This is a genomic window from Pseudomonas brassicacearum subsp. neoaurantiaca, from assembly GCF_013608025.1.
Classification (GTDB): Bacteria; Pseudomonadota; Gammaproteobacteria; order Pseudomonadales; family Pseudomonadaceae; genus Aquipseudomonas.
In genome coordinates, this window is sequence record NZ_VDLV01000053.1 from 1 (window position 1) to 1,049 (window position 1,049).

Genomic DNA, 1,049 nt, shown 5'->3' on the forward strand with positions numbered 1-1,049 from the left:
CTCAGCGTTGGTGGCATCACCGTGGTCAGCGGTGGCGTAACCGCCGGCTTCCCACAATCGATCTCCACCGCGCTGGGCAACACCCTGACCGTGACTGCCTTCAACGCGGCGACTGGCGTGGTCAGCTACAGCTACACCTTGCTCGACAACGAAGCGCATCCGAATGCGAACGGCGCCAACAGCCTGGGCGAGCAATTCACCGTGGTCGCCACCGACGACAACGGCACCACGGCCACCGGCAATCTGGATGTGAACATCGTCGATGATCTGCCCAAGGCCGTGGACGACAGCAACGCGAGCACCGCCTCGGAAAGCAACCTGACCCTGACCGGCAGCGTGCTGACCAACGACACCCAAGGTGCGGATCACGTGGCGTCCGGCCCGATCACCCCCGGCACGTTCACCGGTACCTACGGCACGCTGGTGCTCAACGCCGACGGTTCCTACACCTACACGCTCAATACCTCCGACGCCGATTTCAAAGGCCTGCACGGTGGCGGCAATGGCAGCGAAACCTTCACCTACACCCTGACCGACGCCGACGGCGACACCAGCACCGCCAACCTGGTGCTGCAAGTCCACAACAACGACGATCCAGTGATCATCACCGGCCTCGACACGGAAGGCGGCGAGCTGACGGTTCAGGAAAAAAACCTCAGCGACGGCAGCAGCCCGGACGCTCCGGCGTTGACCCAAAGCGGCACCTTCACCGTGACCGCACTGGACGGTGTACAAACCCTCAGCGTTGGTGGCATCACCGTGGTCAGCGGTGGCGTAACCGCCGGCTTCCCACAATCGATTACTACGGCGCTGGGCAACACCCTGACCGTGACCGGCTTCAACGCCGCCACGGGCGTGGTCAGCTACAGCTACACCTTGCTCGACAACGAAGCGCATCCAAATGCGAACGGCGCCAACAGCCTGAGCGAGCAATTCCCCGTGGTCGCCACCGATGATAACGGCACCACCGCCACGGGCAATCTGGACGTGAACATCGTCGATGATCTGCCCAAGGCCGTGGACGACAGCAACGCGAGCACCGCCTCGGA

General features: G+C 63.3%; 1 protein-coding gene. It reads left to right on the top strand.

What is annotated here, in order from left to right:
• The coding region (locus FHK92_RS23945; RefSeq protein WP_219916168.1) for an Ig-like domain-containing protein at window positions 1–1,049 on the top strand (1,049 nt) is incomplete at both ends.